This is a genomic window from Photobacterium sp. DNB23_23_1, assembly GCF_052873815.1.
Genome location: NZ_JBNNXT010000012.1, coordinates 93716 through 118793 on the forward strand (window position 1 = coordinate 93716; position 25078 = coordinate 118793).

A 25078-nucleotide genomic window follows, 5' to 3' on the forward strand; every position below is an offset into this window, starting at 1 on the left:
TGCTAGGCAGGTATATCTCGGAGTTTGTCCTCTATGCGTTGGCTAGTCATCATTTCTCTTTTCTTCTCACTATTGTCCTTTGCCGAGGAAACCGAACAAACGCCTGAACCCACGCCAGACGAATTTGCCCAAATAGAGCGAATGGAAGTGGAAATGGCGGAGCTCTATAAAGAATCACAAGGAAAAACCGGTACGGCCAAAAATATCATCGATATGCAAATGCTGAAGAAAAACGAAGATATCCGTGCCGAGCTACAGAAACTGATCAGCAAGCGTACCGAGGAGAACACCCCAAGAGTCATTGGGTTTGTGCACGATCAAATTAAATATCTCACCCTAGCCATTGATTTTTTGGCCGATCAGGTAACCAAACTACAAAGTGATTTGGACAAAGCCGATGCAGAACAAAAACTGATCATCCAAAAAACGCTCCATGAAACGACCGCTTTCTATCACACGATTCTCAAAGAACAATGGGTCAATATGGGCTGGTTGGAGTTGCTCGGCAAACCAGATGATGAGAAAAAGGACAGTTTGATCAGAGATGTCGATCAAAGGCTGGACTTCCTTTCTGCTAAGCTGTCATTCGATAATCAGCAAGAAAGCATGCTGGCAGGCCAAATCAAGTCAGCTACCGAGGAGGAAAAAGCCTCCTTGCAGCTACAATATATCCTTGCCCAACGACAAGTTGTCAGTGATATCGAAGGGCTGCAGTTTATCGTCGACCTTGCCAGCAAAATGGGGATCGACACCACTGATTATACCAAGCAACTGTTCGTTGTATCGGGCGACCTGACCAATGAGATCCTCAATATCAAAGTACTCTGGTCATTGCTCTCCGATGGCCTGAAAGATTTCAGAGACTGGCTCGCCCAGAATACTCCAGCGGCCTTATTTAAATTATCCATCTTCCTCGTCATCATATTTATCTTCAAAATTTTTAAAAGTATCACCCGTACGATAGTAACCCGAGCGGTTTCATCACCCACGTTGCGTATGTCACAGTTGATGAAGGACTTCTTTATATCAATCACGGGTAACACCGTACTGTGTATTGGTATCTTGATTGCTCTATCGCAAATAGGGCTGAACTTAGCACCGGTACTGACCGGTTTCGGTGTCGCGGGTGTGATCATCGGCTTTGCCTTGCAGGATACGCTGTCTAACTTTGCCTCCGGTATGATGCTGCTGATCTACCGCCCATTTGATGTCGATGACTATGTCGAAGCCGGTGGCACCTCAGGTAAAGTCAGTCACATGAGCTTAGTTAGCACCACCATCAAGACCTTTGATAACCAAATATTAATTGTACCTAATAGCAAAATTTGGGGTGATACCATCAAGAACATCACCCATGAGAAGGTGCGCCGGGTCGATATGGTGTTCGGCATTGGCTATGGCGATGACATTGAAAAAACCGAAACAGTACTGGAGGCCATCCTAGCCGATCATCCTATGGTGCTCCGCTCACCAGAACCAACCATCAAGCTTCATGTCCTCAATTCATCCTCCGTTGATTTTATTGTTCGTCCCTGGGTCAAAACCGAGGATTATTGGGATGTGTATTGGGATGTCACCCGCGAAGTAAAAATACGCTTCGATCGAGAAGGTATTTCTATCCCATTCCCACAACAGGATGTCCACCTCCATATGATAAAAAAAGAAGAGAAATAAAATGACGTAAGCTTAACATTTTTTCTTTTCGTCTCGTTTAAACTACTCTTTGTTTTGGGTAAAACCAAACTGTTCCTGAATATTGCAGTGTTAAGTGTGTTTTAGATATTCCCTCACACCAAAATCTGATATATATTGCAAACAACATAAAAAAACAACGTACAATTAATTACTCATCCGTAAGTATTAAGGGGAATAGTACTTGGTTGAGTGATTATCACGACTTCTGGGAATTTATAATGATGAAGAAACGTATTCTTGCTGCATTGGCCGTGCCTTTCATTCTAGCCGCTTGTGCATCTAACACCGAAAGCGAGCCAACAATCGCTATGCTCACAAATACTGACCTTGCTTCTTACAACTGGGTACTGAACAAAGTGGATGGTAACGACCTTAAGATCGTGGAACCATTCCAAGCACCGAACCTCCAGCTTTCCGCGGATTTAGCCGCCAATGGCCATGCTGGTTGTAACCGTTACTTCGGTCAAGCTGAGCTTAACGAAGGTAAACTACGTATTGAAAAAATGGGGATGACCATGATGGCATGTCCAGAGCCAGCGATGGAACTTGAGCGCGTAATGAGTGCGACCCTAATGGATTGGAGTTCTGCCACTGTAGCAGGCAATCAGCTTACTCTAGCTGGTACTGAGCATACTCTGACTTTCACTCGTACAAAAGCTGAATAAGCACGCTTATTTAACAAAATACTCCTGCTTTTTGCGGGAGTATTTTGATCCCCCCGGAAGCTTGGATATATCAATATCATTAATTCACAAAACTTTCATATTCTGTCAGATATGTTGTATCTAACCCATATTTCCCCCTTCATGGTTGTGATCAATCCGACACTTTTCAGTTTTTTTTCAATCGGTTAGTTCTGTTTTATACTAAGCCTTGAAAAACGATAATATGTTAACTATCAGCACTTATTGATAGGTTTTTAATTTAAAGTTTTGAAAATCATACCATTCGCGTTTTTTTATCATCTAAGCTTACTATGTCCAAGTCACTTGGGCACATACAACTCGGTAAACATTTCACTTTTGCTAAGGTAGGCTGCCATGAAAAATATCGCATTAATTATTGTTGGGCTATTTGTTGCCAATTCGGCTGTCGCTTACGAGCTCCAAGGCCGCAATGACAACAGTGAAGTCTCGCCACAGAAAGTAATATATCAACCATCCAATTTTGTCCCAACGAGTAATGAACTACAGGGGCAAAACGATAGAACGCATTTCCCTAAGCTAAAAACCAAATATACTACGTCAGAATACAAGCCTAGCTTCGACGATATCAAAGGGCGCTCTTAAATAAATCAAAGCCCCCGGGTTCAGTAACTCCGAGGGCTTTGGCTAGTAACAGCGATTGCTCACGACACCGCTTTTGACCGGTACTGCTCTCGCAACACTTTTGCAGCGTCGACCATGTTCGATAGTGCTGCTTCAGTTTCTTCCCAGCTTCGCGTTTTTAACCCACAATCAGGATTGATCCATAACCTCTCTGCAGGAATTTGTGCTTCCGCCTTTTCGATCAATTCAATGACTTGCTCAATCGTTGGAATGTTCGGTGAGTGGATATCATATACACCTGGGCCGATCTCATTCGGATAGTCAAATTCTTCAAACGCTTTGAGCAACTCCATATCAGAACGAGATGTCTCAATGGTGATCACATCAGCATCCAATGCGGCCACAGATTCAATCATATCGTTGAACTCGCTATAACACATATGGGTGTGGATCTGCGTTTGTGGCTCAGCACTGGCCGCGGATATCTTGAACGCTTTCACTGCCCAAGCCAAATACGCTTGCCATTGGCTGGCTTTGATCGGCATCCCTTCTCTAATAGCAGGTTCATCGATCTGAATGATCTTAACCCCTATATCTTGCAGATCCGCCACTTCATCCCGCAATGCCAATGCTATTTGATTGGCTATCGCTTCGCGGCTAAGATCCTCACGCGGGAACGTCCACCCCAAAATAGTCACAGGTCCAGTAAGCATCCCCTTTACTGGCTTGTCCGTTAACGACTGGGCATATTGCGCCCACGAAACCGTCATTGGTACCGAGCGATAAATATCTGAGACAATAACGGCAGGTTTCACACAGCGTGAGCCATAACTTTGTACCCAACCAAAACGGGTCGCGGCAAAGCCTTCAAGCAATTCTGCAAAATACTCCACCATGTCATTACGCTCAGCTTCGCCATGCACCAATACGTCAAGATCTAACTTGTTTTGACGCCCAATCGCATCACGAATGTGGCCCTTCATTGCTGCATTATAGTCTCGTTCATTGAGGCGGCCTGCTTTGAAATCTCGTCGCTGGGTACGGATTTCATTGGTTTGCGGGAATGAACCTATGGTTGTTGTCGGCAGCAAAGGTAACCCCAAAGATTGGCGTTGCTGACGGGCTCGCTCTTCATAAGGCTGCTTTCGCTCGGCCAATGCATCAGTGATTGCTGCACTGCGTTGACGCACCCGTTCGTTGTTCACTAACGAGCTCGTTGCGCGGGCTTTGATCGGTGCACTGTAGTGAGCACACTCTTCAATCGCGATTTCGTTACCATCAATGGCTTGCGCCAACAACGTCAGTTCACGGCACTTTTGCTTGGCGAAAGCCAACCATTGCCGCACTTCTGGAGCCAAATCTGTTTCTGAGTCCAAATCCATAGGGCTGTGAAGAAGCGAACAAGAGGAGGCCAACCATAAACGCCCCCCTAATTTCTTTTTGACCGGGTTAAGACGTTCCAACAGAGCGCTTAGATCAGCACGCCATACATTGCGACCGTTGACAACACCTGCTGATAATACCCAATGCTCAGGCAAGCGCTCTACCACTTCATCCAACTGTTCAGGCGCCGCTGAAACATCCACATGTAAGCCATCGATTTTAAGCTTAGTAATAACATCCAGTTGATGAGTAACATTGTCAAAGTACGTCGTTAATAACAGCTTTGGTGCACCATGCAGCACTTGATAAGCGATCTTGAATGCCTCAGCCCACTCTTTAGGTAACTCTAATGCCAATGACGGTTCATCAATTTGTACCCACTCTACGCCTAAATTCGCTAACTTATTGAGGATCTGCTGGTAAGCTGCCAACAGTCTTGGTAATAAGGAGAGCCTGTCGAAATCGGCTTCTTTTTCCTTACCAAGCCATAGGTAAGTAATGGGCCCCAATAACACCGGTTTCACTTTGTGACCCGCTTTTTTTGCTTCGGAAATTTCTTCAAACAACTGCGGCCAGCTCACCGTAAATTCATCATCGGCGCTAAATTCCGGCACAATATAGTGATAGTTGGTGTTGAACCACTTGGTCATATCGGATGCTGCACACGCACAACCTGTTGGTGCTTTCCCCCTGGCCACACGAAACAAAGTATCGAGCTCTGGAAAACCGCTGCGGTGACGCTTGGGTAAATGACCCAGCAGCATACTGGTGCCCAAGACATGATCGTACCAAGCAAAATCACCAACAGTGACGACATCCAATCCCGCTCCAGATTGCTCCCCCCAATGGCGGTGGCGCAGCAAGCTTCCCACTTCCTTCAGTTCAGATTGCGAAATTTCACCTCGCCAGTATTTTTCTTGGGCAAACTTCAGCTCACGCTGGCTGCCAATACGCGGGTAGCCCAAAATATGTGTTGTTGTTTTTACTGTCATTGTTGTTCCGTCCCTGCATTCTTTGTCATTGTTGTCATCACAATGACCTAGCCGCTGAGCATGAGCAATTTCTTATCACTAATGCTTATCTTGAATAAAATTCATATGACAAGTTATGCTTAAGCCCTTATTTAGACGTCTAGATGTTTACACTGCCGTGTTTTACAGATACAGTTAACTCCGCGAGTTAAGGAATGCATCGCCACGATAGGTAGAGGAAAAGATTTGATTGAGATTAAGCACTTAAAAACGCTAACGGTATTACGAGATACCGGTTCACTGACAGCCACAGCCAATACGTTGTGCCTAACGCAATCAGCCCTGTCTCACCAACTGAAAGATTTGGAGCAACGGTTGGGCAGCCAGCTTTTCCTGCGTAAAACCCGCCCGGTAAAATTCACTGCAGAGGGTGATATATTACTACGGCTAGCTGATGACCTCTTCCCTCGCCTAGCCCAGGCTGAGCATGAACTTGCCAGCCTCAAAGAGGATACCAATGGCCGACTCCATATGGCTATCGAGTGTCACTCATGCTTCCAATGGCTAATGCCAGCATTGAAGGAATACCAACATCACTGGCCGAATGTGACATTAGACTTTTCATCCGGCTTTGGCTTCGAGCCTATACCTGCGCTCGGTGCCGGTGAACTGGATCTCGTCATTACTTCGGACATCCAAGCCCGCAGTGACGTTCATTTCGAGCCACTGTTTGATTTTGAAATGCGCTTGATTGTTGCCCCGCAATCTCCACTGGCATCAAAAGACATCATCTCTCCAGAAGATTTGGCCCATGAAACCATGCTCAGCTACCCCGTTCAACGAAACAGGCTGGATGTCGTGAAGCATTTCATGCAACCTGCTGGTATAGAGCCTGCCAACTGGAAGCAAGCAGACAATACTCTCATGCTGATCCAGATGGTGTCAGCGGGCTTAGGTGTTGCAGCACTGCCTAACTGGGCGGTATTTGACTTTGCTCGACAAGGGCTTATTGTCAGCAAACCATTAGGTGATGGCCTGTGGCGACGTTTATTTGCCGCAATAAGGGCTCAAGAGCGTGAAAGGCATTATTTATCAGCATTTTTTGCCACAGCGAAACAACAATGCCAAACGCACTTAGAAGGTATAAAGGCTGCATAAAAGGCATTTCAGCCAAAAATGCAGCCGGTGTGATATTCAGAAGGGATTATTATTACTTAAATTGATTATTGATAGGATCGTAGTGATAACCTAACGATTCCATTTTTTGGTTCAGCTCATTGAAGTCGAGCTCATAACGGCTGACCAACTCTTCAACCGTTGAACACTCAAGGCGTAATCGCTCATTCACGATACCGAGAACGATGTTGCCATCCATGTTCAAAAGATTATTAATCTCCATACTGTCTACCCCTCGGTAAGTATTCACTCATGAGTAAGCATAGACAGAATGAGGCGGAAAGAAAAAGCGCCGCCTCACATTTCGATGATCGTATCGCTGCAGTACTACTGAATTTGGTGTTATATCAATGCCACCTGCATGTTAGCCGACAACACTAAAATCCCCGCCGCAATCACCAACTGCCAACGATTGACGGTTTTCCCTGTCAATAAGTGCATTGACCACACCAGTAGGCCTGCGACAAGCAACACCAGTGATGACACAATGTTCGTTGTTAGCAAGGCCAACTGGCTTTCATCGAACTGGTAAGCAAGCCATAACAAACAAAGTACGCTCATCATCGCGCTAACAAAACCAGCAAAAGGCAACAAACGGTGGAAAGCCTGAAGACGCGTCCTTGCTTGGGTCAAGAGAAGGTGGGCGAGCAATGAACCAAACAGCGCGACACTTACCAAGCTCATCACTGCCACGGGCAATGTTAATGTAAGTAGCATTGAAAACCATACGAAGAAGGCCACTACATTAGCCACATAGAAAACGTTTAGGGGCCCTGCATCACGTGTTTTGCCCGTCTTGACCTTAAGGGTGAAATACCCCAAGGCCGCTAGCGGTAAAAACGCATATGGCTGGAACAGTGCAACCACCAGCCATCCTACAAGCAATACCGGTAGGGTTTTATGTACCCTTCCTCGCTGACCCGGACAAATATCTCCCTTGGTGAGTACCAGTGTTAACACCAGCTGGGCGCCGAGCAAAGCTGGGATCAGAAAAATTAAAGCTGTGTTCATAGGATCATCTTGATAAGGCAAAACAAAGTGCGGAGATGATAGCAATTACCCGGTTCGATACCAACAATGAAAAACCTTACTCAGTTGAAGCTGGCCATGACAGCTTTCGCTTCCATCCTATCGACGACCTTCCAACCTCAGCAAAAGGCGAAAAGCCATTGCCTAGTTAGCTGATATCGCTAAATAACGGGTATATTGCTGCTTTCGTTTTTCTACATCACCACATATTTACGGCCTATCCACGATTTAAAGTGATTTCTTTTGGCTGAAATTGTTCCTTTTTCAATCAAAAGAAATACATTTGAGCGAATTCGAATGCGCGAACGCTCACAAATGTGTGACTGATCAAATATTCCCCTCACAAAAGGTGGCATATTACAGGGTATAAAGTAGAAGGAATTTCCTATTTCCTGATCCACGGACCAAAACAATAAGCGAAAACGAACATGAATAGTTGGTTTGAAACAGATGTTGTGATCATTGGCGGCGGCGCAACCGGTACCGGTATTATGCGTGACTGTGCCTTGCGCGGAATCCCATGCATCCTCGTTGAAAAAGATGATCTTGCATCAGGGACAACAGGAAGAAACCATGGCCTCCTCCACTCCGGAGCAAGGTATGCCGTGACCGATCAGGAATCGGCCAAAGAGTGTATCCAGGAAAACCGTATCCTGAAAAACATCGCTCGCCACTGTGTTGAAGACACCCAAGGGCTGTTTATTTCCCTGCCAGATGATGATCTCGACTTTCAAAAAACCTTTATTTCATCTTGTCAGACGGCCGATATCGATGTTGAACAACTCTCTCCAAAAGATGCGCTTCGGCTTGAGCCAAACTGTAACCCTTCATTAATTGGGGCGGTGAAAGTCCCAGATGGCACCTTGGATCCATTTCGCTTATCGGCTTCAAATGTCTTGGACGCTGTCGAGCATGGTGCCCGTTTATTTAATCACACCCATGTGACCGGATTGATCAGAGACGGAGCGACAGTTCGTGGGGTTTACTGCTTGGATATGAAGACCGGACAGTCATTCGAAATCCACGCTAAGCAAGTGATCAATGCCGCAGGGATTTGGGGCCAGCAAATTTGTGAATATGGCGATCTATCCATCAAGATGTTCCCAGCTAAAGGATCGCTGCTGATCCTCGATTACCGCATCAACAACTTGGTGATCAACCGCTGCAGGAAGCCTTCCGATGCCGATATTCTTGTACCCGGCGATACCATTTCACTGATCGGCACCACATCCGAGCGGATCGATTACGACAAAATTGATGATCTTCATGTTAGCAGCAAGGAAATCGACATCTTGCTGGAAGAAGGTACCAAGCTGGCGCCTATCATGGCCAATACACGAGTATTACGAGCCTACGCCGGTGTCAGACCCTTGGTGGCGGTCGATGGTGATACCAGCGGTCGAAATATCAGCCGCGGTATCGTATTACTTGATCACGCTGAGCGTGACGGCCTAGACGGCTTTGTCACTATTACCGGCGGCAAGCTGATGACCTACCGCATGATGGCCGAGTGGACGACTGACCTAGTCGCGAAAAAACTCGGCAATACCGCACCGTGTATAACCCACGAAAAACCATTACCGGGTTCCGAGCAGACTAAACCGAAAAAACAGGCGACGGCCAGTCTCGCCAAGCCCGTTTACCAATCGGCCTTCTATCGCCATGGCGAACGCGCAGAGAAATTCCTTGGTAACGATAAGAAAAGCCAAGCGGTGATCTGTGAGTGTGAAATGGTGACCTGTGGCGAAGTGGAATATGCCATTAAAGATTTGGACGTTCATAACCTCGTTGATCTTCGTCGCCGTACCCGTATTGGTATGGGCCCTTGTCAAGGTGAACTCTGCTCCTACCGTGCTGCAGGCCTTTTCTCTGAGTTCGGTAAAACCTCAGGCACGGAAGCGAGCCATTTACTGGAAGAGTTTCTTGAAGAGCGCTGGAAAGGGATCAAGCCCGTTTTCTGGGGCGATGCGTTACGTGAAGGCGAATTCACCTATTGGATCTACGAAGGACTATTCGGCGTTAGCGATCTCCCTGAGCAACACGCAAATAGCATCGAACTCTCACCGCAAACAAGCGAACAAGCAATTCCAGCAACGACTCAACACAAGCCTGCTGACGAGGTAACACAATGAAATTTGATAGCATTATCATCGGCGGCGGTGTCGCAGGCCTGAGCTGCGCGATTCGCTGCGCCGAAGCAGGAATGAAAACGGCAGTGATTGCTGCTGGGCAAAGTGCCCTGCACTTCTCGTCAGGCTCGGTGGATGTTCTAAGCCGCTTACCCAATGGTAAGCAGGTCAGTGCACCCTTCGCATCGTTCGGCGAACTGAAAACCCAATCCCCTTCCCACCCATACAGCAAGCTGGGTGAACTGCAATGCCGTGAAGCCATTAATTGGTATCAGGATGTCATGGCACGCTGCGGTGTCTATTTAACGGCACAAGCCGATGAAAAAAACCATTACCGTGTCACCCCTATGGGGACCTTCCGCTCAACATGGTTGTCGCAGCAAACCGTGCACCAATTCCCGCAAGGCAGGTTAGCTGAAGGGTTCACGGAGGTCGCCTTGGTCACCGTTGATGGCTTCCGTGATTTCCAGCCTCAACTGGCTGCGGATAACTTGTCTAAGCTAAGTGCTTTTGAAGGGGTAAAGATCAAAACAGCGGCCGTCGAGCTGCCTGATTTCGACAACATGCAGCGCAACCCATGTGAGTTCCGCTCAATCGATATTTCACGGGTTCTGCGTGACGAAACCAAACTGCACGCTTTTGCCAAATCCATGATACAGCAGGTAGGCAAAGCCGACCTCGTCGTACTGCCGGCGGTCTTTGGCAATGGCGACGGTGCGGCAACCATAAAACTGCTTGAAGGCCTCACTGGTTTCAACATTTGTGAACTGCCAACCATGCCGCCGTCACTGCTGGGGATCCGCCTTGAAGAGGCAATGAAGTCCCACTACAAACATTTGGGTGGATTGATATTAGCAGGCGATGAAGTACTCAGCGGAGAAGTCGACAATCAACGCTTGATGAAGATATTTACCCGCAACCATGAAGATATCCCATTGATTGCAGATCATTACCTGCTTGCAAGCGGCAGTTTTTTCAGCAAAGGCTTATCTGCGCAGCGCCATAAAGTCAGCGAGCCGATTTTTGGCTTAGACATGGCCGATAGTACCCATCGTGACCATTGGTATCAGCCACAATTTTTTACCCCGCAGAGCCATCCGTTCATGAAAATGGGCGTTGTCTGTAATAAACAACTGAATCCGTCAATCAACAATCAAGTGATCAACAACCTGTACTGCGCCGGCGCCATTTTAGCCCATTATGATCCGGTACAAGAAGGCTCGGGATCAGGCGTGGCCATTTCAACTGGCTACTATGTTGCCCAGCAGATGATTAACGCGCATCAGCACCAGGAACAACACTCAACAGATACACAGCCAAAACAAGAAAGGACTACCGCATGAGCCTTCTTCAAAAAGACACCAGCTTCGACCAATGCATCAAATGCACCGTGTGTACTGTTTACTGCCCGGTAGCCAAAGCCAACCCAGAATATCCTGGCCCTAAGCAATGCGGCCCTGATGGTGAGCGCCTACGGCTCAAAAGTCCTGACTTCTATGATGAAACACTAAAGCTATGTACCAACTGTAAGCGTTGCGAAACAGCCTGCCCTTCAGGCGTTAAAATCGGCGATATGATTGCCGTTGCCCGTGATGAGCACGCCAAGTTGCCGATGAATATCAAAACCATCCGTGACTTTGTACTCAGCCATACCGACTTAATGGGCTCGGCCGCCACGCCATTTGCACCGATAGTTAATACCATTACTGGGCTAAAACCAGTTAAGAAGATCATGCACAAAACGATTGGGGTGCACGATCACAAGAGCTTGCCAAAATATTCTCACGGCACGTTCCGCCGCTGGTATAAACAAAATTGCACCAGCCAGGCTCTATACCCTAAACAAATACATTATTTCCACGGTTGCTTTGTCAATTACAACCACCCGCAACTGGGTAAAGACTTTGTTAGCGTAATGAATGCAATGAGCATCGGCGTACAGCTGATGGACAAGGAAAAGTGCTGCGGTGTGCCTCTGATCGCCAATGGATTTTTCGACAAAGCGAAGAAGAATGCCAAGCTGAATATCCAAAACTTTTCAGCGGCGGTCGAAAAGCATAATGCTCCGATCCTTTCCACGTCATCAACTTGCTCTTTCACGCTGAAAGAAGAGTATCCAAACGTATTGAAGGTCGACAATAGCAAGGTGGCGAGCAAGATTGAGTACGTTACCCGCTTCTTGCTAAAAGAGTTTATGAACGGACATGCTCCGAAGATGAAACCGATCAATAAGAAGGTGGTATACCACACCCCATGCCACCTAGAAAAAACCGGGGGCAGTTTGTACACCATCGAGTTGCTGAAAATGATCCCCGGCCTCGAAGTTGAGGTGCTTGACAGTCAGTGCTGTGGTCTCGCTGGAACCTATGGTTTTAAGACCGAAAACTATGACACATCTATGGCCATAGGCAGTAATTTGTTCAATCAAATCAAACGTTCGAAAGCCGACTTTGCGATTACGGACTGTGAAACCTGTAAATGGCAGATTGAAGAAAATACCAACCTAGAAACCATTCACCCGGTATCACTACTGGCCATGGCTTTAGCATAAAAAATCGTCAACATCCCCCTTGGTCCCGAAATTTGCCTGTTCCCCCACAGTTAACGTAAATTTCGGGATTCTTTCATTTCTGACCGTGAACTACCAGCAACCAAGACGTTGCCAATACGGCTGACCGACTAGGCATTGTGGCCGGTCAATTCAAATATAAGTGTTGTGTTTGCATCCTATATAGTGCTGCCTCAGTTAGTGGGGTTCAGATGGTAAAGCGCTGTCTGAGCGCCCTAACGTTCTGGCGTATAGACGATAGCATAGCGCCCCCATCAATACATATAGCACTGAGCCCCCCGCTATAACCCCGGTCCAGCCAAAATACTGCCAGCAACCAATCAGATAGAAACCACCTAAGCTACCGCCAGCATAGTAGTGCACCAAATACAAAGCCGTTGCTGTCGCCTTCGCCGTTTTTGCCCTTTGGCTGACCCAGCCATAGGCCAAGGAATGCGTAAAGAAAGAACCAGAACTGATCAATAGCAGCCCTAGTACCATGGCATAAACAGACTCATACCATGCGACCCACATCCCCATCGCACTGATACATGTGCCTAGAACCATACCGGGGACAGCCGAAAAATACTGGGTCCAGCGCCCACTCAATTTTGCCGATACCGTACCGCTGAGATAGCACAGGAATATCATTGACGCCCAACTGACCGGCACAGAATACGGTTCAGCAACTAAACGGAAGCCCATGACAGAATACAAATTAACGAACAGCGCAAAGTTAACACCACCAATCATCATCGCTTGCCACAACTCAGGTGTACGCAGGTGAACCAATACGCTATAGGTTTGCTGCCGTAACTGCCCTTTTACTGGCTTGAAATTACGTTGTTCAGGTAAAAGAAAGTAGATAGCGATGGCAACAACGAGGCTAAAAATCGCCATGCAAATAACAGCCCCTTGCCAGCCATAACGTTCGGATAGAAAGCCGCCTGATATCCTCCCAGCAATACCGCCCAGCGAATTGGCACTAATATAGCCGCCCACTGCCAGCATTAATGCCCTCGATGTAAATTCTTCGGCCATATAAGCCACGGCAACGGCAGCAAACCCAGCCAACGCCGCCCCCATCAACGCCCGGATCACGCTGAGCATCAGCAAGCTCTCTGCAGTCAGCATCAGAAAACCAATGATTGGCAATAAAGTCAGGCTGATTAACATCACCGATCGTCGACCAATACGTTCAGACCACACAGCCCAAGGGACAAGCGTGACAGCCAGAGCCAAAGTTGCCGCTGCCACCAGCCAATTAATTTTTGTTGCTGTAACAGCGAAGTTCTCCGCCATCAAGGGCAACATTGGCTGGAATAAGTACAAATTGCAGAAAATCAAAAAGGAACCTAAGCACAAGGCAAAACTGGCTCTTCGATACTCGGTTGTATGAATGTCTATCATGTCGGTTATCAGCAAAGAAGTCTGATCCAACCGTAGCAATTCGATAGGAATAGTGAAAATATATTAAAACTATAGAAACAATAAAGGATATATATAGCAAATGGATATTCGCCAACTCAATTACTTTGTTACGTTGGCCGAAACGGCCAATTTTACCCGAGCAGCGGCCAAGCTTCATATCGCCCAACCAGCATTGAGTATTGCCATTAAAAAGTTTGAAGAGCAACTCGGTATCGTCCTGTTCGATCGCAACGAACGCCGTGTCTCCCTCACGCCAGAAGGCGAAGTATTACTTCGCCATGCCCGTTTGATCTTACAAAGTGTCCACGACGCCACGGTTGCAATGGAAGAACTGAAAGGGCTCACCAAAGGGGAAGTTAAACTCGGGGTGCCAAGCTCGCTGGGATCGTACTATTTACCTGATATTTTAATGGGCTTTAAAAGCCAATACCCTGAACTCAAATTGACCATTGTCGAAGCCGGTACTGAGACTATCCGCCAGATGCTGCTGGAAAAAGAACTCGACTTGGGCATTATTCACTGCGATCACATACCCGACAGGCTCGCTACAGAGCACCTACTCACCACTCAGATGGTTGCTGCCGTACACCCAGAAAATGACTTAGCCACTCTCGATGAAATCGACTTCAAGACATTCTTCAAGCAAGACTTGGTGATGTTCAAACCGGGCTATTTTCACCGCGAATACATCGACAGGATTTGCCAGGAAAATAATTTCCAGCCCAACATCGCCTTTGAAACGAACTTACTGCCAATGATCTTGAAAATTGTTCGCAATGATTTTGCGGTCACAGCACTGCTGGACATGGTGACCGAAAACGAACAGGGTTTAATCCCTATCCCTTTCCAACAACCAGTAATACTAAATATTGCCATTGCATGGCGAAAAGATGGTTACTTATCTGTCGCTGATAAAGCCTTCATGGAGTATGTAAAAAACAATCGCCAAATGTAACTGAATTTACATTTAGTAACACTGTAAATCAGTCATCAACGAGGGTAAGCAATGTATTTACTGTTCTTAACCAACAACGCTCAAAAATCCAACAGAACATAATCATTAACGACAACCAAACAATTGATGCCGCGTGCTTTTTCATGCCTGTAGCGCAATTTTAACACATTACTCAAAATTCTGTTGCAGATCATAAACCAGTCCGATTATTGTCGTCCTCCCACCACTTTTTAGGTAAATTCATCGCAAATAATGTGTAAGAAACTTTATCGGTTGACACACTATTTCTTAATTTTGTGGTTTAAGAGGATTTTTTCCATGTTGGAGCTATTGATTGGCTTGGCAGTCACAGTTGCTGTTGGCTATTTCATTATTAAAGGATACAAACCTGCGGGCGTTCTATTAACAGCAGGTCTATTGTTACTGCTCATTACCGGCGTTCTGGGTTATAACGTACTGCCTGAGAGTATTCAGGCTACCGGTAACTTCGTCACCGATTCATTAGAGTATGTAAAATACATGCTTCAGTATCGTGGTGGCGGTCTAGGTATGCAGATCATGCTACTTTGTGGTTTTGCGTCCTACATGACGCACATTGGTGCCAACAACGTGGTGGTAAAACAATTCTCTAAACCACTTTCAGTCATCAAATCACCTTATGTTTTACTGGTAGCGGCATACATCGTTGCATGTCTGATGTCACTGGCTGTAAGTTCAGCAACAGGTTTGGGTGTACTTTTGATGGCCACCCTATTCCCAATGATGACCGCCATGGGTATTTCCCGCCCTGCAGCGGTTGCTATCTGTGCATCGCCAGCGGCGATCATTCTGTCGCCAACATCGGGTGACGTAATTGTTGCAGCAGAAAAATCAGGCCTACCACTGCACGTATTCGCGGTTGAAACAGTACTTCCAGTATCTATCTGCGCCATTATCGTCATGGCAGCAGCGGCGTTCTTCTGGAACAAGTACTTGGACAAAAAAGAAAATATCGTCATGGAAAAAGTCGATATTTCTGAAATCGAAGTCAAAGCACCAGCCTACTACGCTATCTTGCCATTCCTACCAATCATCGGCGTATTTGCTTTCAACGGTGAAACCATTCCAGGCTTAACACTGGATATCTACACCATCGTAGTCATGTCTATCTTTATCGGTGCTATCGTTGATTTCGTCACTAAACGCTTCAAAGGTAAGGAAACACTGGAAGATCTAGAAGCGTGTTATCAAGGTATGGCTGACGCCTTCAAAGGCGTTGTCATGCTATTGGTTGCGGCGGGTGTGTTCGCACAAGGCCTGATGTCTATTGGCGCTATCGACAACCTTATTGGCCTCGCAGAATCGGCAGGTGCCGGAGGCTTCGCGCTGATGTTGCTACTGACAGGCTTAACCGTTGCAGCTGCTATTGCAACAGGTTCTGGTAACGCACCGTTCTACGCGTTTGTTGAACTCGCACCAACGCTAGCAGGTAAAATGGGCCTAAGCCCTGCGTTCCTTATCATCCCGATGCTACAAGCGTCTAACCTAGGCCGTACGATTTCTCCGGTTTCAGGCGTAATCGTTGCAACATCAGGTATGGGTAACGTGAGTCCTTTCGAGGTCGTTAAACGCACTTCAGTGCCTGTCCTATTTGGCCTGCTGACTGTTATTATTGGTACCGTTGTGTTGGTGCCAATGTACAGCTAATGTAGAACACTGAATATAATCAAATAAAGCCCCGGTATGGCGAACGTCATGCCGGGATTTTCATGGAATGACTCTCCAACTACTCCTCCAAATGACTCTTTCTCGGTAATTGATGAATTAACCAATATCCGACACTCATACTCAGTACAACAGCAGCAATGCCATATAGGTAAGCGACTTCCATTTCTTCAACATCAATAATAATCACCTTCCTTGCAATTGCCATTAAAGCTGTTGCCATGACAATTTTTACATGGATGACATTCTCTCGGAGATAAATAGTGATATTAATGAATATTTCTATTGCAATTAATACGGCCATAAAAGCGCCAAATGTAGCCAACATGTCAGAGATAGTTAGAATATACTTAGGTGGGCTAACAAGCCGCTGGTACAATATCCAGGCAACATCTAATACTCCCATGACAATGACGAAAACCATAATCAGGGAAAGAGTTCTAACAGACCAATGAATGACGACTTGTAACTTTGCCGATAGAGTGTCATTGCTATCAATTTTCATCACTATCTCCTAGTTCATCATTTATCACTCCAACACTGGCGATTTAAAATCATCAGGTTTGAGTGTAATAACTGAACAATTTATGTCGTTAAGTAGTGACTCTGCGGTGTTACCCATAAAAAAACCAGCAACCCCCGTACGAGATAATGACCCCAACACAACCAAATCAATGCCTTCTTTATTTACAAATTTAGGCAGTATTTGTCGGGTCTCCCCTTCGAGTACTTTAATTGAAGTCCCAATTGGCGTGTTTTCATAGGGCATGAGCAACGATCTCAATCTATCTACTCTCTCCTCTCGCATCTTTTTAGACAGTAGCGCAATATCCAGATCATCATAAGCGCTCCATTTTCTTAAAAACCCTTCAGAGTCAAGGCGCCATGCATGGCAAACCGTTAGCGATGCGCCTGTGACAGAACAAACCTCCACTGCCAAGGCAAGGATCTGCTCATTAAAGTCATGATAATCTTGGTTTGAGATGTCTAATGCGGCAACAATATTTCTAATTGGTCGAACATCAGTACTCATCGACCAAATTGGTATCTCAGACTTACGCATAATATGTAAGGTTGTACTACCTCGCTGACAAACCTTTTGTTTCTCCTCTCTATGTGTATCGAGGATCACCATGGTTGCATGACTATCTTTAGCTTCTTTAATGATCTCAATAAATGGAATTCCAATTCGGATTTTCGTTTTGAACTTAATATTTGAATACTCTTGCTTCAGCGATTGAACCCACTCTTTAAGCAACCCATGGTATATTTTTGTTGCTTTATCAAGAACATCCAAGGTTGTACATGAGTATCGAGAAATCTCCTTTAATTCAGCTAAGTCTTCTATCACAGTAAGAAGAGTCACTTGTGCCGATATGTTATTAGCAAACTTAAATGCTTGGTGAAATGACGCATCAATTTCTTGTTCAGGTGCGATAGGGATAAGTAGCTGATTTAAAATCATATTGCCTCCAAAACAACAGGAACAAAGACTGTACTCTTGCTTGGAGACAAATATGCAGGATTAAATATATAAAGTATAATTAATAATAAACATGGCTATCATAGGTTTTTATCTATACATGACACAACACTTACGGTCTCGAATTAACAGTATTAGAAACTTACGTGTTTTTTTAGCCGTGTACGAACTAGGCTCGATCACCATCGCTGCTCAGTCATTGAATTTGACCCAGCCGACGGTGTCTATTCAACTGCGTCAACTTACCGAACTAATTGGAATGCCTCTTTATCATGTCATTGGTAAAAAGATAGTTTTCACCCAGGCGGCTGATATAACAGCGAAATATTGTAATGAACTGTTTGATACTATAGAAAGATTGGAAATCGATTTGGCTGATATCAGTGAAATAAAAGCCGGGACATTAAAAGTCGCTGTCGTGACCTCAGCGAAATATTTCATTCCACACTTGCTCGGTAGCTTTTGCCGTACATACCCACTGGTTGACATCGTATTGAAGGTTGGCAATCGAGAAAATATCCTGTCACGTTACCATCAGGGGCTGGATGACATATACCTCTTCAGTCACTTAGAACCACAAATGAAGCCCTATGCCATTAAGTTTCTCCCAAACCGCCTCTATCCCGTCGCACCTAAGGAACATCCTTTAACAAATCAACCCTTCATTACACCAGAAGAACTACTCCAATACTCTCTACTGTCAAGAGAGCCAGGCTCAGGTACACGCTATGCCATCGATGCCCATTTCGCAAAACGAAACCTGCCATTCAAACCAAAATTGGTCATTGAGAGCAATGAAGCAATTAAACACTGTGTAATAGCGGGCATGGGGGTAGCTATATTGTCTGAATATGCTTTGGAGGACGAACCCAGTTCACAGCTAGTCAGGCTAGCGATTGCTGACTTCCCTATTGTCACCAATTGGCACATAGTAAAAGCCCCCTTAAAACACCAGACACCACTTAGTGAAGCCTTCATCCACCATGCAACAGAAAAAGCGACACTCGGTGAAAGCCAATTGAAAGAATAATGGCTAAAAATTAGGTGAAAAATCGACCCACCTAACTGAAATATTAGTTAGGTGGAATCAACACTTAATTACTTAGCTACAGCAACTCCATTTTATACAGAATACTCTCAACTTTTTTCTTCTGCTCATCCGTTAAAGGATTAAATGGTTTTCTACAACTACCACAATCAATTCCCAGCAAGGTATACGAATATTTAATTGCATTAAATATTCCGACATCAACAAATGCTTCAATGACTATATTTATTTTATTCTGTAAAATTTTAGCCTCATCAATTTTACCATTATAAAAATTACGCTTGATATCGATGAATATATCTGGAAATAAATTTATGGTCGTCCCTATAGCAGCATTAGCTCCCGCACTAAGCCCTGAAAGAAATACTTCATCATAACCGTTAAAAAAGATACTGTCATTACTTATGCTATGACACCGTTCAAGATCATACATATTCATAGATGTATGCTTAACACCTATTACACTCTCGTTTTCAAGCAACTTTGCAATATCTTTAAACGATAAATTAACACCAGTAAAGGCTGGGATATTATAAATAATAATCGGCAAATCGACATTACGAGTTACCTCTAGGTAATAAGAGGCGATCTCCTCGGTAGTGAACTTATAGTAGTAAGGAGGAATCATTGAAGCAGCCACAGCTCCACAAGCTTTCGCATGCCGTGTAAGTTCAATAACATCTCTAGTTGCTAAAGTCCCTGTATGACAAAGCACAGGGACTCGACCGTCAACTTCGTCAATCACAGTTTCAAGCACTTGCTTGCGTTCATCCTTTGACAGTAATAACCCTTCTCCAGATGAACCACAAACATAGAACCCTTCCACGCCGCGCTCTAACTGCCAACGAACAACTTCCCTCAATGACTGCAGGTTTAGTTCTTCAAATTGATCCATTGGCGTAATCAATGCCGAAAATATTCCTTTAAGCTCTTCCATCATTGACTCCTCCTACCATGCTGTCCATCCACCATCAATAACGAGGTTGGACCCTGTCATATATTTCGACGCATTCGATGCTAAGAAAATCATTGCTCCATTGAATTCATCAGCTTCCGCCATGCGTCCAATCGGCATACGATTACAGTAATTTTCTTGGAACTGAGCATCTTGGTTATCGCGGCGGACACCAGATGGTGTCAATACGTTTACCCGTACACCACTTCGCGCCCAGTATGTCGCCATATACCTTGTGAGGTTATAGACACCAGATTTCGAAGCTGAGTAAGCAACAGGCTTAATAAATGGGATTCCTGTTTGCTCTTCCTTATAGCGATAGATATCCTGGACAGGTGACACCATGCCATAAATTGAACCAACATTTATGATAGAACCACGACCTGCGGCTGCCATTTTGCTCCCCACCACCTGACTGCATAAAAAAGTACCAGTCAAATTTGTCTCGACGACTTCACGAAATACGTCTTCCGGAAACTCCTCGAAAGGGCCCGAAACTGATGGAGGTGCACTCGGCTGAGTATCTATACCGGCGTTGTTGATCAAAACGGAAGGGGCTCCCCACCGTTCCATAACCTTTTCTGTTGCCGCCTCAAGCTGAGCCTTTTGGGTTATGTCGACTGAAAAGAACATCAGTTGCTCACGATCAAAATATTCTTGTGGAAACTTAGCTTTAACTTCTGGTGTCACCGAGCGAGTATAAATGGCAACCTTAGCTCCCCTATCTAGCAACTCACAGCAAAAAGCAAATCCAATTTGCCCCGTCCCGCCGGTTACTACAGCAACTTCGTTTTCAACACAAAATAAATTATCTCTCATGATTCACATTTCCTTATTTCATAAGTAAATTCGGTAGCCAAGTAACAATTGGCGGGAATAACATTGTCAAAAACAACACAATAACAAGTGGGAGAATAAAGGGAATAACGGACCTTGACATACGCTCGATAGGCACACCGCCCACCTGGCTAATAGTGAACAGGCTCATACCAAATGGCGGAGTCGCTTGCCCTATCATTAAGTTCAAAATCATCATGACCCCAAAGTGGACATAATCTAAGCCTAGCGTCTCCACGATGGGCAATAGAATAGGCAGTAGCATGATCAAAATCGCACCAGGCTCCATGATCATACCTAGTAACAACAAGACGATATTGATCATCAATAAAATAACTAGTGGGTTATCAGATATACCAAAGAGAAAATCTGAAATTATTCCCGTAAACCCTTCGCTAGTCAGTAAGAATGAAAACAACGTTGCAGTACCAATAATGAAAACAACATTTGCTGAAGTCAGTACCGTGTTTTTTACCGCTATAAACAATTTATCTAACGTAATTTCCTTATACAGTAATCCACCAACCAGTAACGCATAAAAAACAGCGATAGCGGACGCTTCTGTCGGTGTAAAGAAGCCAGTTACAAAACCACTAAGAATAATAACAGGTGTCATCAGAGGCAAAAAGGCACTGATACCTACAGTTATTAATACAGACAGTGAGAATTGTGAGCGTGGGTAGTTGTTCTTGATAGATTTAATGAATATTAAAATCATTAAAGCTACCATCATAATCAATCCAGGTACAATGCCTCCCAAAAACAACTTTCCAACAGATACGCTCGCAATACCGCCGTAGATGACAAAAGGAATGCTCGGAGGGAAAATCGGTCCAATAGTCGAACTCGCTGCGGTCACTGCTGCTGAAAAGTCATCATCATAACCAGCCTCACGCATTGCTTTCATTTCTACCGTACCTAACCCACCGGCATCAGCAATCGCAGATCCAGACATACCCGCAAAAATAACACTCGCCACTACATTTGAATGCGCCATCCCCCCATGTATCCAACCGACACTTGCTTTGGCAAAGTTAAAAATCTTGTCCGTGATTTTCCCAACATTCATTAACTCTCCGGCCAAAATAAATAATGGAATAGCAATAAATGTGAAAGAGTCGATTCCGGTAACCATCTTTTGCGCAATAACAATCATTGGATAGTCGTAGACCAATAATGAATATACGGCACTAATGCCAATCGCAACAGCAATTGGGAAACCAATAACGATCAAAACAAAAAATAATAAAAATAATTCAATCATAATTATGCCTCGACTCTAGATTCAAATACTTGCCTTTATCGGTAATCACAATAAGAAAATCGATGAGTTTTAGCGTAGTTTGAATAACTAGAAAAACACCTGAGAACACCACTGCGTAATACATAGATGCCATAGATAAAGGGATGGTGGGAAATTCCTGATGCTTGGCAAAATCAATTATCTCAAAACCAGCCTTAATCATTATGATAAATAGTGCAATACACCCTACATGCCTTCCGATAACAATCACATTGTTAATCTTGGGGGGGAACTTATTATCCATAAAGTCAAACCTAATCAACGCATCCTTATAGTTTGCATAAATCAGCCCAAGGAAACACATCCAAACGAAAAGTAACCTGTTGACATCCATCACCCACTGAAATGAAAAACCCATAAAATTTCTGACAACAATTGAAATAAGAGTTAACAGGGCAATCAAACACACGGTCATGCACATCAATATGATGATCGGCTTGACCATATTGTCGTTAGCCAAATGAATGTACTTACGAATACTCATAATTCCCCCCACGGCACTAGTTTGTCAGCGCTTCAATAATTTCGGCGTCATACCAGTCTTCACCCTCATATTGGCTATAGAAATCCTGAATATTAGCCTTGAAACTGTCACGATCTGGGTTGTAGTTAACAGTAATACCGCGATCCTTCATCAGCTCCAAAGCATCAACATTATCTTTTTCTATTTGCGCGAATGACCATTCTGCAGCTTTCACCGCTTCACCTTTAATAATGGTCTGTACATCCTCTGGCATCTTCTTCCATTTATTTTCGTTCATTGTCATCGTTAGACCCATCCACATATAGTTAATCATGGAATAATGATCCTGAACCTCATAAACCTTACTTGCTACAGAGTGATACGGTGCATTGTCCTGCGCTTCAACAATGCCCGTCTTAAGTGCCATATAAAGCTCAGTTACCGGTGTTGGTGTGACAACCGCTCCCCAATTAGTCCACAAATCAACGTACGTAGTGATCCCTGGAACTCGAATTTTTAAGCCCTTAACATCATCAATACTATTAATTTCTCGCCCCGACGTACTAATATGTCGCATACCATTGTCACCGGTAGATAAGTAATGTAAACCGTATTTATTCATATCGGCAAAAAGAGCTTCACCGACAGGTCCATTAACTTTTTCGTAAGCTTGTTTCGCATCATCAAACAAAAACGGAAGATCCAATACCTTTGACTTATCGTAAAAGGTTGAGTACCCCCCCGTCCCCGCAAACATAATATCGATAAGGCCGATACGGGTTGACTCAATTCCTTCCCTGTCATTACCGAGTTGACCACTGTGGAAGACCTTTATATTAACTTCACCATTAGTCGCTTTTTCCACATTTTCAGCAAAATACTCGAGTGCTTTTGTCGGTACAGCCGTTGGATTGGTTGGAACGTACGCTTTTAGCGAAATAGTATCTTTTGCAAACGCGCTAACACTCAATAGCGACAGCATTGCCGCTCCTGCGATATTTTTCGTTTTATTTATAGTCATATTATTTACCTTTTATCACGTTATTTTTATAATCACTTCGAAACTAATTTAACTTTGAAATTCTGTATTAATGCTTGGCTGACAAAAGCATCCCGGACAAATTGCAATTTGTCTTCCGGTACGTATGCAATGGTAATATGGTTACTTTGATGTCCGGCCATGAGGTCATTACGTTCTACACCATGTAGAATGCAGTTCATCAACGGCCACTCTTTGGTGGTAAGTGACAGGCGTCTTTCAAATTCTTCTTTGGGCAACTCGAATGATTCACCAGTACCAATATGCAATATCGCTTGCTCTTTCTCATAATGCGCTCGCGCCCAAATAAATGAGCCGGATTTGCACTGACCTGAAATTGTTGAACCACCTTTCGGAAAGTACATAGATGGTTGTCGATATCCTTTCGCCCCTTTAATTCCTCCAGCTAAGTGCTCAAATGGTACTGAACCTGAAATTTCAAAATCCCAATAAAATGTACCTTGATATTCACTCCCCCAGCGAATGTCATGCAGCGTTGTCTCTTGAGGCAACCTTAAGCAATCTAGCAACCTAAACAACATTGTTTGCGGGATCGCTGTTCCCATATCAACTTCGTTCACACAAGGAATGGGTTTACCAGGTCGAATAATTTGTCCATGTTCATCAGGAATCGGGAACCTCAACGTGGACCCTATTGCACCTTCGGCAAAATCAGAAGCGGCACATAAATCTTTAAGCCCTTGCTGATACTGAACCCCTACACTCGTTAACCCAAATCGATTAGCGATTCGAGCCATCGCAATGAGCATTGCACACTGCTCTAAAACCTGCTCTCGCGTTAGCTGATCGTCATTATCACCAAACTGGAAGTCCATCCCTTGGTCGACATACCAATCCAAGCACTCTTCACGTAACACATCAGGGACAAGGCTCATTTCGTAAAACAAGGCTGATTGAGATAACGCCTCAATCGGCATACCTACATCAACCATTGTTTTAAGGGGAAAGACACCATTCATCATTCCCATACAGAATGTATCAAAGAGACCAATAATTTCCTTATTCTTTAGGATGTACTCACCAACTTTGGCACCAACTTTGCCCGCTTCAGTATTTAAAATATCCGAGTTCAACGAAACATCTTGAAGGTAAGAGGTATCGTGAACAATCACTCCTTCGGATAGCCATTGACCTAATCCGCTAAAGAAAAATTCATCATCGAAGTTCTCTGACCACAGCCTGGAATATTCACATCCAAGGCTCGTCAATGTCCCAGCCATACAAAGTGTTCCAACCAAGCCAGGATATGTGCCATCAAAATTTGCTAGCAACAATATAGGCCCTTTATGATGCACTAAACTAGACGCAATATGGTGTGAATACTGCCACGCGGTCATGAGCACGATAATTGGAGCCTCTGGATCAATGCACGCAAATACATCACTTCCCTCACGTTGGCTCGCAATAAATCCATGCTCACGAATTGGATCGTAGTCATGCGCACGCTTAATTTGATAATCAAACTTGTCACGCATAACCTTTTCAAGTTTCTCTTCAAACTTAGCCTGCACAGGCCAACAGGTTTTATTTGCACTTTCTCTTAAATCAGCGTTTGTAACTAATAAAACCTCCCTGTGACCAGCTTTCATTTCTTCCTTGGAAGCAGGTAGGTTTAATGTGAGTTCACTCATAGTAAGCCT

At 44.6% G+C, this 25078-nt stretch carries 23 protein-coding genes; 11 read left to right on the top strand and 12 right to left on the bottom strand.

Annotated features, from left to right (window positions below):
• Window positions 1-33 precede the first annotated feature (33 nt).
• From ACVA53_RS10110 to ACVA53_RS10120, 3 genes are all read left to right on the top strand, one after another.
• A complete protein-coding gene (locus tag ACVA53_RS10110) occupies window positions 34-1674 on the top strand; it encodes a mechanosensitive ion channel family protein (protein WP_446505006.1) in 1641 nt (546 codons plus the stop codon).
• 239 nt (window positions 1675-1913) lie between these two features.
• The gene (locus tag ACVA53_RS10115; protein WP_446505007.1) at window positions 1914-2360 is read left to right on the top strand and encodes an META domain-containing protein; all 447 of its coding nucleotides are present in this window, start codon (window positions 1914-1916) and stop codon (window positions 2358-2360) included.
• Window positions 2361-2735: 375 nt separating this feature from the next.
• Window positions 2736-2984: a hypothetical protein gene (locus tag ACVA53_RS10120; protein ID WP_446505008.1), complete on the top strand. Its 249-nt coding sequence runs from the start codon at window positions 2736-2738 to the stop codon at window positions 2982-2984.
• Between the two features lie 59 nt (window positions 2985-3043).
• On the opposite strand, the gene metE is transcribed toward ACVA53_RS10120, so the two are convergent.
• Entirely contained in the window at window positions 3044-5338 is a 2295-nt protein-coding gene (gene metE / locus ACVA53_RS10125; protein ID WP_446505009.1) for a 5-methyltetrahydropteroyltriglutamate--homocysteine S-methyltransferase, read from the bottom strand.
• Window positions 5339-5563: 225 nt separating this feature from the next.
• Between metE and metR the strand changes: the two genes are divergently transcribed.
• A complete protein-coding gene (metR, locus tag ACVA53_RS10130; protein ID WP_446505010.1) occupies window positions 5564-6475 on the top strand; it encodes an HTH-type transcriptional regulator MetR in 912 nt (303 codons plus the stop codon).
• Window positions 6476-6527: 52 nt separating this feature from the next.
• On the opposite strand, the gene ACVA53_RS10135 is transcribed toward metR, so the two are convergent.
• Window positions 6528-6716, bottom strand: a complete 189-nt coding sequence (locus ACVA53_RS10135) for a DUF4250 domain-containing protein (RefSeq protein ID WP_446505011.1) — start codon at window positions 6714-6716, stop codon at window positions 6528-6530.
• A 119-nt stretch (window positions 6717-6835) separates the two neighbouring features.
• Entirely contained in the window at window positions 6836-7504 is a 669-nt protein-coding gene (locus ACVA53_RS10140) for a hypothetical protein (protein WP_446505012.1), read from the bottom strand.
• Between the two features lie 35 nt (window positions 7505-7539).
• Between ACVA53_RS10140 and ACVA53_RS10145 the strand changes: the two genes are divergently transcribed.
• The 4 genes from ACVA53_RS10145 to glpC all read left to right on the top strand — a co-directional run bounded on the left by ACVA53_RS10145 (window position 7540) and on the right by glpC (window position 12202).
• Window positions 7540-7674, top strand: a complete 135-nt coding sequence (locus ACVA53_RS10145; protein ID WP_446505013.1) for a hypothetical protein — start codon at window positions 7540-7542, stop codon at window positions 7672-7674.
• A gap of 276 nt (window positions 7675-7950) precedes the next feature.
• The gene (gene glpA / locus ACVA53_RS10150; protein ID WP_446505014.1) at window positions 7951-9654 is read left to right on the top strand and encodes an anaerobic glycerol-3-phosphate dehydrogenase subunit A; all 1704 of its coding nucleotides are present in this window, start codon (window positions 7951-7953) and stop codon (window positions 9652-9654) included.
• Window positions 9651-10994 (top strand): glycerol-3-phosphate dehydrogenase subunit GlpB, encoded by a 1344-nt coding sequence (gene glpB, locus ACVA53_RS10155; RefSeq protein WP_446505015.1) that lies wholly within the window; start codon window positions 9651-9653, stop codon window positions 10992-10994. Before glpA ends, glpB begins: the two co-directional genes overlap by 4 nt.
• Window positions 10991-12202 carry an anaerobic glycerol-3-phosphate dehydrogenase subunit GlpC gene (glpC, locus tag ACVA53_RS10160; RefSeq protein WP_446505016.1) on the top strand — a complete coding sequence of 404 codons (1212 nt, stop codon included), beginning with the start codon at window positions 10991-10993 and terminating at the stop codon, window positions 12200-12202. The genes glpB and glpC overlap by 4 nt, the downstream gene beginning before the upstream one ends.
• Before the next feature lie 195 nt (window positions 12203-12397).
• On the opposite strand, the gene ACVA53_RS10165 is transcribed toward glpC, so the two are convergent.
• A complete protein-coding gene (locus ACVA53_RS10165) occupies window positions 12398-13609 on the bottom strand; it encodes an MFS transporter (RefSeq protein WP_446505017.1) in 1212 nt (403 codons plus the stop codon).
• Between the two features lie 100 nt (window positions 13610-13709).
• On the opposite strand from ACVA53_RS10165, the gene ACVA53_RS10170 reads away from it, so the two are divergent.
• The gene (locus tag ACVA53_RS10170; RefSeq protein ID WP_446505018.1) at window positions 13710-14585 is read left to right on the top strand and encodes a LysR family transcriptional regulator; all 876 of its coding nucleotides are present in this window, start codon (window positions 13710-13712) and stop codon (window positions 14583-14585) included.
• Window positions 14586-14903: 318 nt separating this feature from the next.
• Window positions 14904-16271 (top strand): anaerobic C4-dicarboxylate transporter DcuC, encoded by a 1368-nt coding sequence (gene dcuC / locus ACVA53_RS10175; protein WP_446505019.1) that lies wholly within the window; start codon window positions 14904-14906, stop codon window positions 16269-16271.
• Window positions 16272-16350: 79 nt separating this feature from the next.
• Here the strand turns inward: dcuC and ACVA53_RS10180 are convergent, their stop codons facing one another.
• Both ACVA53_RS10180 and ACVA53_RS10185 read right to left on the bottom strand, forming a co-directional pair.
• A complete protein-coding gene (locus ACVA53_RS10180; RefSeq protein WP_446505020.1) occupies window positions 16351-16794 on the bottom strand; it encodes a phosphate-starvation-inducible PsiE family protein in 444 nt (147 codons plus the stop codon).
• Between the two features lie 24 nt (window positions 16795-16818).
• Entirely contained in the window at window positions 16819-17754 is a 936-nt protein-coding gene (locus ACVA53_RS10185; RefSeq protein WP_446505021.1) for a universal stress protein, read from the bottom strand.
• Window positions 17755-17872: 118 nt separating this feature from the next.
• Between ACVA53_RS10185 and ACVA53_RS10190 the strand changes: the two genes are divergently transcribed.
• Window positions 17873-18802 carry a LysR family transcriptional regulator gene (locus ACVA53_RS10190; RefSeq protein ID WP_446505022.1) on the top strand — a complete coding sequence of 310 codons (930 nt, stop codon included), beginning with the start codon at window positions 17873-17875 and terminating at the stop codon, window positions 18800-18802.
• A gap of 76 nt (window positions 18803-18878) precedes the next feature.
• Here ACVA53_RS10190 and ACVA53_RS10195 read toward each other — a convergent pair whose 3' ends face one another.
• From ACVA53_RS10195 to ACVA53_RS10220, 6 genes are read right to left on the bottom strand one after another with little or no spacing between them, the layout of a single operon-like run.
• Entirely contained in the window at window positions 18879-19760 is an 882-nt protein-coding gene (locus tag ACVA53_RS10195; RefSeq protein ID WP_446505023.1) for an N-acetylneuraminate lyase, read from the bottom strand.
• A 9-nt stretch (window positions 19761-19769) separates the two neighbouring features.
• Window positions 19770-20594, bottom strand: coding sequence for an SDR family oxidoreductase (locus ACVA53_RS10200; protein ID WP_446505024.1), 825 nt, complete (start codon window positions 20592-20594; stop codon window positions 19770-19772).
• 13 nt (window positions 20595-20607) lie between these two features.
• Window positions 20608-21876, bottom strand: a complete 1269-nt coding sequence (locus ACVA53_RS10205; protein WP_446505025.1) for a TRAP transporter large permease — start codon at window positions 21874-21876, stop codon at window positions 20608-20610.
• The gene (locus ACVA53_RS10210; RefSeq protein ID WP_446505026.1) at window positions 21869-22399 is read right to left on the bottom strand and encodes a TRAP transporter small permease; all 531 of its coding nucleotides are present in this window, start codon (window positions 22397-22399) and stop codon (window positions 21869-21871) included. Before ACVA53_RS10210 ends, ACVA53_RS10205 begins: the two co-directional genes overlap by 8 nt.
• Window positions 22400-22415: 16 nt before the next feature.
• Window positions 22416-23399 (bottom strand): TRAP transporter substrate-binding protein, encoded by a 984-nt coding sequence (locus ACVA53_RS10215; RefSeq protein WP_446505027.1) that lies wholly within the window; start codon window positions 23397-23399, stop codon window positions 22416-22418.
• A 32-nt stretch (window positions 23400-23431) separates the two neighbouring features.
• Window positions 23432-25069, bottom strand: coding sequence for a hypothetical protein (locus ACVA53_RS10220; protein WP_446505028.1), 1638 nt, complete (start codon window positions 25067-25069; stop codon window positions 23432-23434).
• Between the last annotated feature and the right edge of the window lie 9 nt (window positions 25070-25078).